The organism is Acinetobacter sp. YH12095, assembly GCF_013419245.1.
GTDB lineage: Bacteria > Pseudomonadota > Gammaproteobacteria > Pseudomonadales > Moraxellaceae > Acinetobacter > Acinetobacter towneri.
The window spans coordinates 1-8,446 of sequence record NZ_VPAL01000029.1 but is presented as its reverse complement, the minus strand read 5'-3'; the positions used below and the strand labels follow the sequence as shown (position 1 = coordinate 8,446).

Genomic DNA, 8,446 nt, shown 5'->3' with positions numbered 1-8,446 from the left:
TTAGCAACAGGAGGTGTTGCTGAATATATATCCATGTTCATGGATTAAGTCCCCACTTGTTTTTAGGTGGGAACTAAATTAAGGCTTATAGGATCGCTTGGTAAGGCTGTGTTAGCCGGATGCTTACATTCGAACTTCCATAGACTATAAATAGAAAAATGATTTATATAAACATAATGTACTGTTTTATAAAATATTAATTAAAATTCATTAATTTTGCACCATCTGAAGTCAATGGAGTCTGGATAGTCAATATCTCCAGTTGGATAGTCATAATTTAGACTTGTTTTACAGTCAATCGTTTGTGTCTCTGGATCATCTATATCTTTTAATCGTAAAGTAATGAAGTAGTTATGAGATGGCCCCTCATCTAAATTATATTTAAAATCATGATAATTAATTACTCTATGACGATATTGCTTACCATCATCAGCTTCTACCCAAAATATATGTCCTTTAATAGTAGACTGAATTGCTTTCTTTCCCACATTTATTGTTTGAGGTGAGTCTGAGTTGTTAGCATAAGCTAATGTTGAAGAAAGTAATAATAAGCTTATTAATGTCTTTTTCATTCTATAAGTTGCTGTATTGTTTGTGATAATCCAGTATAACATTCTGTTGTTGAGCCGTTAAATGCTATCTTTGGCTTATAGTGAAATTCTTGCATTTCAGTTTTGAATGCTACTTCCAGATCATAGACTACTTCTGCTGTTCCAGGTAGTTCAAGCAGGATATCCTGCTTGTATCTTAAGAGAAGATTCTACTTTTAGATCCTTTTATTTTTAGGGGGGATTACCTAACATCTAATAAAAGAAGTTGTATAAGACTCAGTTTTTCCATTTTCTGAAATATATTCATCAATTGAATATAATTTATTGTTGATTAAAACATAATGAACTTTTTCTCGTTCTCTATGAATATTGCCCCCTTCTTCATCATGAAATGTATACCTGAATCCTGAGCCATGTAATTCATTAGTAGGACTTTGCAGAAAATGAGTGATATTTATATGTGAATAACCTTCATAACGCTCATCTTTAATTTGGTTAACTTCACTATTTTTTATACTTAAAACCCTAAAATCATCACCATTCACCATGCCACGACAAGCGGCTTTATTAATTCCCCATTTACCAATAAACATGATATTGACCTTTGAAGCATATGCTGAGTTAAAAAATACTATTGGTAGGAGGATAGCTAAAAAAAATTTCATAAAAAAACGCTTATTTCGATTGGATAGTAACTAGCTAACTAATGATCTAAGATCATAACTTAGCTATCCCATATTGTTGAATAAATACTGATTTTAAAATTGCACTACTTTGTGATGATTGATTGACTAGCCACTAAAATTCTAGACACGCATAACCATCTATGAACTGCCACTTGTTAAAAATTTATACTTTTACACTCTTTAGTTCCTTCCAAGCAAATACTCGCATATCCTGTATTTGTTGAAGGTTTATACTGCTGTGAAGATTTCGCCACATTAACTTCTGTATTCGAAGGAGTGTTATAACTTTGTTGTAATCCTACAAAAGACAGCAGACCCTCTGCCAATGCTTGTCCTAATTTTTGATACCCTGCTTCTGTAAAATGAACCCCATCTTTTCGACCTAAACCTTGATTAATCCAAGATTTCATCGAGCATTCACCCCCCATGGCTTGTTGCCAATTCCAATACAAAGTATGCTTTTGCTGTGCAACTTGGTACTGCACATTTTGAATCGCAGTTAATTTAATTGGTCTTATCCCACATTGCCCCGTGATATTTTTTAAGCTTTCTGGTGCTGAAACAATCATAATGGCAGTATCAGGACTCGCTAGACGGATCTGATCAACTTTCGACATTAATAAATTTTTATACTTATCAACATCAATATTGTCGTTAAATGCTTCGTTTGTTCCATAAGCAATAATAATCAATTCAGGCGAAATGCTCTTTAAATTTTGCTGCCACTCCTCGTTCCAGCGATTCCAATATGATAATTCTGCTCCATTAATTCCTAATGCTGAAACAACAGCACCCCCACCATTTTGATTTTTTGCCCACCATCCCCCAATTGCTGATTGTTCTGCATTTGAAGAAGTGATGGTAAATGGTAGCTGTGCCACAAACTCGACTGTTTGCCAGGTATTGTTTTTGATTGGGGCTTCAATCTCAAATTGACGCCCTTGTGCATCTCGGCCCAAAAACTTACCATCCGTTGCAGCCTGCCTTAAATTTACTTTGATTTTTTGCGAAAGTTCACTTTGTTTTGATTTAATGGTTAAAGTTGCTCCATTAAACTTAGGGGTAGCGATTAAGCCCCCCAAAGTATAATTTTGATCTCGTTGCTGGCGACTAGAGATTGGCTCCCAACCATTGTTATCGTACCCATAACGGACTAAACGTTGCCCAGAAAAATACATAGGCATTCCCCACCCCATTCCACCGTTTCCTAACCGGTTTTGTAATTGAGACCTTAACGTTCCTGTCATTACATCAGCCGCTGTATGGGAATCACCGAATTGAACAATATGAACAGATTTATTTTTAAAAGCAGATATTAATTGGTCGGTATTAGGATCATTAAAATTGGTCAAATTACTAGCGCAAACTGGCGATCCGATCGTTAAAATACAAAATACACCTAAATAAACTGACTTTTTAATCAACATAGATTTAACCTGTATTTTATTGAGTTTAATGAATAATTTTTAGATGGCTTGAAATAACTTGTGCAATCAGTTTCTGACCATCTGTTGAAAAATGGATTCCATCAGCACTACGCATTTTAATAGAATTTCCATTTTTAGTAACATATTCATTGTAAATATCGTTTTTTCCACCGAGTAATGGTCTGGAATCAATAAAAAATGCCTGATGCTTTTTCACTTCATCACTAATGACTCGATTTAAATATACCATTTGTTGATTCAACGAATCTTTTTTCATGTTTGGTGGACTCAACCACATCACACTAATTCGATTTTCTTTGGCTGTTTGAATAATTTGAGAAATGCGAGAACGATAGACAGTCTCCCATTCAGGCGATTGAAATTTAAGGTAACTTCCACCTTTAGGGTTTGGCATATCCCAAGGATCATTCGCTCCTAAGAACACGACTAAAACTTTAATTTGCTTATTTGCAGAAATAGTATCTTGAATTGTTTTAGGCCAATCAAAGAAGCTTGGGTAAGATAAGCCGGTACTTTGTTTACTTAAATTAATGGTTTTAATACCAAATTTTTCTTGCAAATGCTTTTGCACATGCGGTGCAACCCCCTGCATTAATGAGTCACCTGCAAAGAAAACTTGGTCAGTTTTGGTCAAGGTAAATTGGTCAAGTAAGGCTTGATGTGCCCTTGCTTGTTCTTCTTTCGCCAATCTGATTTTTTCTTGTTTTTCAAGTTGTATTAAGTACTGGCGATATTCTGGTGTATACGCATAATGCTCATTGTATTGACTTATGATCTCGGTATTTAATTGACCAATCATGGCTTTATTCAAGCCATGTTTCGTATATAAAAGATCACCAATCTGCCCACCTAATGTCCATACTTCAAATTTTTCTAACTTAGATAAAGGGCTTTCTCTATGATAAGTCTGCTGAAAATAGGCATTGACTGATTTTTGCATAATCCAAATTGATAAAAATGCAAAAAAAATCAGGGTAACCAGAATAAAAATATAACTCTGAACATGATCATCAGCTGGACTAAATTCATGAGCATTAATTTCATATTCAAGCTCTAGCAGTTTTGACTCATTAGAAATTTGCATATATAAATCCAGGAATTCCAGAAGGTGCACAAATGATAATAGTGATGAAAATAGCGAAGAGCGGTACTAGCAATGCATATCTTGGGATGTTTCGTTGATATGAACTTAAATTACTTAATGCCCGATAAACAAATGGGTAAATCACCCAGGCTATCGTTAATAAAGTAAGTAAATATAATGGGTTACTTGTCCATTGGACATTGATATGATTACTCAATAAGGCTCTAAATACTTGCAATGCCTCTTCGAAGGTTTTGGCTCTAAAGAAAACAAAGCAAAAACTAACAAAGGTGATTGTGAAAAATACGCTAGTGGTTTTCCCTATCCAGCTTGATTTTGCAAAAGCATCACGTGCATGTTTTATGTCTACTTTAAAGACCTTTTGATAGATTTTATCTGAGATATTAAGCAGTACTAATGCTAAGCCGTGTAACAATCCCCAGATAAAAAAATTCCATCCTGAACCATGCCATATACCTGATAACACCATTGCAATCACTAGATTTAATTGGGTTAGTGTAAAACCACCCCGGCTCCCCCCTAGCGGGATATAAATATAGTCTCGTATCCAGGTAGACAAACTGATATGCCATTTATCCCAAAAATCACGAATGTTGTGGGCAAGTAACGGAGCTCTAAAGTTTACAGGCAATCTAAAACCCAACAGCAGGCCAAAAGCGATCATCATTTCACTGTAGCCGGAGAAATCGAGAAATAGCTGTAAGGTATAACCATAAATTGCAGCCAATATTTCTAAGCTATGATATTGCATTGGGTTAGCGAATACAGGATTTACCCATTGATCAGCAAGCCAACCTGCGATCCACCATTTTTTTATTAACGCTAAAACCAGAAGTATTAAAGCCAAGCTCGGTAATAAAATTTTACGGGGCTGATTCGTCGTTATCTGTGTACTCATTCCACATGACTGGCCACTAATATCAGTCAACCCCTTTGCATTCTGAGCACGAGCGATAGGGCCGGCTGTTATAGTTACAAAGAATGAAAAATGCATTAAAAGTTGAATTAAATTAAATCTAGGGCAATCTATTTCATTCCTATAACGACTAACCAAATAACTAATCGCTTGGAATGAGTAATAGGAAATGCCTAAAGGTAAAATTAAATTTGCTGCCAATCCTGAATTGTCTAAATTAAGTTTATCTAAAGATTCAGAAACTATCGGTTTAAAAAAATCGTAATATTTAAAGACACTTAGCTGAATTAAGGTTATTACAATTCCAAAAATTAATAATTTTTTCTTAAGTAAAACATATCGATCCATTAATATCGATATTAAATAAACTATCAAACTAAAGATAAATAAAATAGTGATAGCTAACCCACCAGCCATCAAATAAACCAGCAAATAACTTGTAATAACTAGAATCAGATTCTGAATTTGAGGCTTATTCCTAAATACCCAATAAATACCAAAAAATAGAATGAACGACAATGCGAATTCTATAGATAAAAAAGAAAACATTTTTCTATTCAGCTACATAAAATTACCTAAATATAACATATTTTTTCAGAAAAAATTTAAGTTGACAAAAATAACTAATCATGCGAAAAAAGTTTTTTTAGTTAACAGATGTTCACACATGTCTCGAATTGTTTCTGTACCACTTAGTTTAGAACAGCGAGAACGACTCATTTTTCTGGCCAAGCATGCAAAACATTGGCGTGAAAGACAACGTGCCCAAACTATTCTCTGGCTTTCTGAAGGTAAAAGCCTTAAAACAACTCCAGTCAGGACAAGCACTGACTGGAGAAAATGGCATACTCACCCCTTTAATTAAACAACTGACCGAAGCTGCTCTTGAAGCAGAAATCGAGAATTACATTGAAGCGAATCCGAAACAAGGTAATCGCCGCAATGGCTATACTCGCAAGACAGTAAAATCTACATCAGGTTCATTTGAGCTTGAAACCCCTAGAGATCGAAATGGTGAATTTGAGCCACAGTTAGTTAAAAAGAACCAGACCAAATTATCAGAAGAAATTGACAATAAAATCATATCACTCTATGCACTTGGTATGAGCTATCGTGATATTCAAAAGCATGTTGCTGATATGTATGGATTGGAGATTTCAGATGGTGCTATCACCAATATTACAGATAAGCTCCTCCCTCAGTTACAAGCATGGAAACAACGCCCACTCGATACAATTTATCCCTTTGTTTGGTTAGATGCCATACATTACAAAGTGAAAGATAAAGGTGTTTATGTGAGCAAAGCGATCTATACCATTTTAGCTTTAAATGTTGAAGGTAAGAAGGAACTACTCGGCTTGTATTTATCGGAAAGCGAAGGGGCGAACCATTGGCTTAGTGTACTGACAGACCTACAAAATCGTGGTGTTCAGGATATTCTGATTGCCTGTGTAGATGGACTAAAAGGTTTCCCCGAAGCCATAGCAGCGATTTACCCTCAAACAGAAATACAACTGTGTATCGTTCATCAAATTCGTAATTCTTTACGCTATGTTGCCAGTAAAGATCAGAAGGCATTTATGGCTGATTTAAAGCCAATTTACCGTGCTGATACCAAAGGGGCGGCAGAAGTAGCACTGGATGAGCTAGAAGAAAAATGGGGCGAAAAATATGGTGTGGTCATTCAGTCATGGCGTACCAAATGGCATCTACTATCCGCCTATTTCAAATACCCTAAAGCGATTAGGAAGCCGATTTACACCACCAATGCCGTTGAAGCCGTACATCGTCAATTCCGCAAACTAACCAAAACCAAAGGAGCTTTCCCCAATGAGGATAGTCTGATGAAATTACTGTATATTGGTATTCAACAGGCATCGGAAAAATGGACAATGCCTATTCAGGAATGGGGACAAACGATTACTCAATTATCCATTTACTTTGAAGGTCGATTAGATGATATAATTAAAATCTAGTCAAATTTACTGACACAGAATTTTGAACGCCCTCCAGAATTATTTACACCCTCGGGTTTTCGGTCTCTAAGCACTTTTTAAAGGGAACTTCATCGACTCAAATCTCTATTTGCAACAGTGCCATTCTTCTTTATACTTGTACTCTGGCAACGAGGACAATGAAGTTCTATTTCGATTTTCACACATTTAAATATAACCGAATTGTGTCTCGTTGCCTACTTTTGAGATGAGCATACTTTTTAGAACACCACCAAATTTTTATCTAAATTTCTTATGAAGTAATTTAGATAAGTTTAGTGTTTAAAGTAAATATGTAAAAAGTTCTTTTAGACCATTAGCCTTAACTTATCTATAGGATAAAACCAAACAAACATATACATGTTTACTTTTTAAGGGCAACTTATTCTAAAATATTATTGGGAGGAATTATTGTGAAATATAAAAATGTAACTTTGGCTTTATTATTAATAGCAATGGGTTTTAATACCCAAGCAAAGAATGTAGATTACTATTCAATTTGCTTGGATTTGAGTGGTAACATCAATAACGCAGTAGTAGAACAGTGTAGTGACTATGCTATTACTAAGTATAAGTCTGAAATTACAACAATTTTTAATCAAGTAAAAAAGAGTAATGTTCAAAAATATGATTTACTTAAAAACCAGCAGCAAAAATGGTTAAGAAATACCGAAAAATCATGTGAAAACAGTCAAGAACACTATACATATTGTATGCTCGGTGAATATGATGAACGTTTAACTAAATTAAAAAAACAGGTAAAAAATTAAAGCTATTTGGGGGAGTAGAAAACTTGGTGGTTTTTCAAAAAGTATGCTGGGATTAAATGCAGCCATTATTGATGTAGAAGAAGGTTAAATCGAAAGGGCTTTGTTGCACAAAGATTTGAAATGCAAAGCGCCCCTAATTGAGCTGCGGACGCTTACTCTTAAAGAAACGGAATATCGCTTCAATCATCGCCATGGTAATTTATACCTCGATTTGCTTAAAATACTCCGTAACAATCCTCTTTATCTTCCTAAGCCCCTAAATATATAGCAAAGATTAAGTGCTAGAGTCGCAAACTAGAAGATATTGTCCATTTTTAGCTTTAACAATTTCACCTTTAAAGCCCATATCTTTATCTTCAGTGAATTTAATCTTTTTAAGTCGTTTTAATTGTTGAGCATTTGGTGTTTTAAAATAGATAATATGTCCATAAATACCATTTATACCACTTGTATACTCGCTGAAGCCAAGCAATGGCACCCCATAAGCAGTAGCATTTTTTAAACCGATAAATACTTCATTGTATTTATAGAAATCCTCATTTACATTCAATTTTCTAACAATCGCAGGTCGCATATCATTGCGATATGGCTGTGGAGTTTTTGCGTAATTCCCTTTTTTGGCAGATGGATGAACATCAACAACTGTCATGTCTTTTACTTCTTTTAGTTGAATAAGATTTTCGGATAGAGAATTAAATACCGCATGATTTGTCGTACAGCCGTCTTCCAAAGACTTAAAGACTGGAGTCCAATCTGCTGCATACCCTACACTTGAAACCATTAACCCTAATGCTGAAATTAAAATTCTCATAAAACCCTCAAAAAAAATCTCTGTACACGACAAAAATTGATAACTCATTGAAATAATGTCACAATAATTGTTTTCTAACGACGAATACTATGACACATCTCAATGAGTTATATCTTATCTTAAACAAATCTCTAAAATGGAACAAGTCACATTTAAAGTGCTTTG

General features: G+C 34.8%; 8 protein-coding genes and 1 pseudogene. 3 read left to right on the top strand and 6 right to left on the bottom strand.

What is annotated here, in order from left to right:
- Nucleotides 1-200 precede the first annotated feature (200 nt).
- The 5 genes from FTU35_RS12800 to FTU35_RS12780 all read right to left on the bottom strand — a co-directional run bounded on the left by FTU35_RS12800 (nucleotide 201) and on the right by FTU35_RS12780 (nucleotide 5,123).
- Entirely contained in the window at nucleotides 201-572 is a 372-nt protein-coding gene (locus FTU35_RS12800; RefSeq protein WP_180064791.1) for a hypothetical protein, read from the bottom strand.
- Nucleotides 573-796: 224 nt separating this feature from the next.
- Nucleotides 797-1,144, bottom strand: a complete 348-nt coding sequence (locus FTU35_RS12795; RefSeq protein WP_180064790.1) for a hypothetical protein — start codon at nucleotides 1,142-1,144, stop codon at nucleotides 797-799.
- A 248-nt stretch (nucleotides 1,145-1,392) separates the two neighbouring features.
- Complete coding sequence (locus FTU35_RS12790; RefSeq protein ID WP_180064789.1) at nucleotides 1,393-2,664, bottom strand: SGNH/GDSL hydrolase family protein; 1,272 nt, start codon at nucleotides 2,662-2,664, stop codon at nucleotides 1,393-1,395.
- A gap of 25 nt (nucleotides 2,665-2,689) precedes the next feature.
- Nucleotides 2,690-3,769 carry a DUF459 domain-containing protein gene (locus tag FTU35_RS12785; RefSeq protein ID WP_180064788.1) on the bottom strand — a complete coding sequence of 360 codons (1,080 nt, stop codon included), beginning with the start codon at nucleotides 3,767-3,769 and terminating at the stop codon, nucleotides 2,690-2,692.
- Entirely contained in the window at nucleotides 3,756-5,123 is a 1,368-nt protein-coding gene (locus FTU35_RS12780; protein WP_306670071.1) for an MBOAT family protein, read from the bottom strand. Before FTU35_RS12780 ends, FTU35_RS12785 begins: the two co-directional genes overlap by 14 nt.
- A gap of 250 nt (nucleotides 5,124-5,373) precedes the next feature.
- On the opposite strand from FTU35_RS12780, the pseudogene FTU35_RS13575 reads away from it, so the two are divergent.
- The 3 genes and pseudogenes from FTU35_RS13575 to FTU35_RS12765 form a co-directional block, all read left to right on the top strand.
- Nucleotides 5,374-5,505: pseudogene (locus FTU35_RS13575) on the top strand (helix-turn-helix domain-containing protein); the annotation flags it as partial.
- Nucleotides 5,441-6,682 (top strand): IS256 family transposase, encoded by a 1,242-nt coding sequence (locus tag FTU35_RS12770; RefSeq protein ID WP_257224339.1) that lies wholly within the window; start codon nucleotides 5,441-5,443, stop codon nucleotides 6,680-6,682. The pseudogene FTU35_RS13575 and the gene FTU35_RS12770, both read left to right, overlap by 65 nt.
- Nucleotides 6,683-7,113: 431 nt before the next feature.
- A complete protein-coding gene (locus FTU35_RS12765; protein ID WP_180064786.1) occupies nucleotides 7,114-7,470 on the top strand; it encodes a lysozyme inhibitor LprI family protein in 357 nt (118 codons plus the stop codon).
- Nucleotides 7,471-7,744: 274 nt separating this feature from the next.
- Here the strand turns inward: FTU35_RS12765 and FTU35_RS12760 are convergent, their stop codons facing one another.
- Entirely contained in the window at nucleotides 7,745-8,281 is a 537-nt protein-coding gene (locus FTU35_RS12760; RefSeq protein ID WP_180064785.1) for a hypothetical protein, read from the bottom strand.
- Between the last annotated feature and the right edge of the window lie 165 nt (nucleotides 8,282-8,446).

Bases quoted from the DNA above. Each gene is read 5' to 3' on its own strand.
- FTU35_RS12800 (WP_180064791.1), bottom strand. From the start codon at position 572: ATGAAAAAGACATTAATAAGCTTATTATTACTTTCTTCAACATTAGCT.
- FTU35_RS12795 (WP_180064790.1), bottom strand. From the start codon at position 1,144: ATGTTTATTGGTAAATGGGGAATTAATAAAGCCGCTTGTCGTGGCATG.
- FTU35_RS12790 (WP_180064789.1), bottom strand. From the start codon at position 2,664: ATGTTGATTAAAAAGTCAGTTTATTTAGGTGTATTTTGTATTTTAACG.
- FTU35_RS12785 (WP_180064788.1), bottom strand. From the start codon at position 3,769: ATGCAAATTTCTAATGAGTCAAAACTGCTAGAGCTTGAATATGAAATT.
- FTU35_RS12780 (WP_306670071.1), bottom strand. From the start codon at position 5,123: ATGGCTGGTGGGTTAGCTATCACTATTTTATTTATCTTTAGTTTGATA.
- FTU35_RS12770 (WP_257224339.1), top strand. From the start codon at position 5,441: ATGCAAAACATTGGCGTGAAAGACAACGTGCCCAAACTATTCTCTGGC.
- FTU35_RS12760 (WP_180064785.1), bottom strand. From the start codon at position 8,281: ATGAGAATTTTAATTTCAGCATTAGGGTTAATGGTTTCAAGTGTAGGG.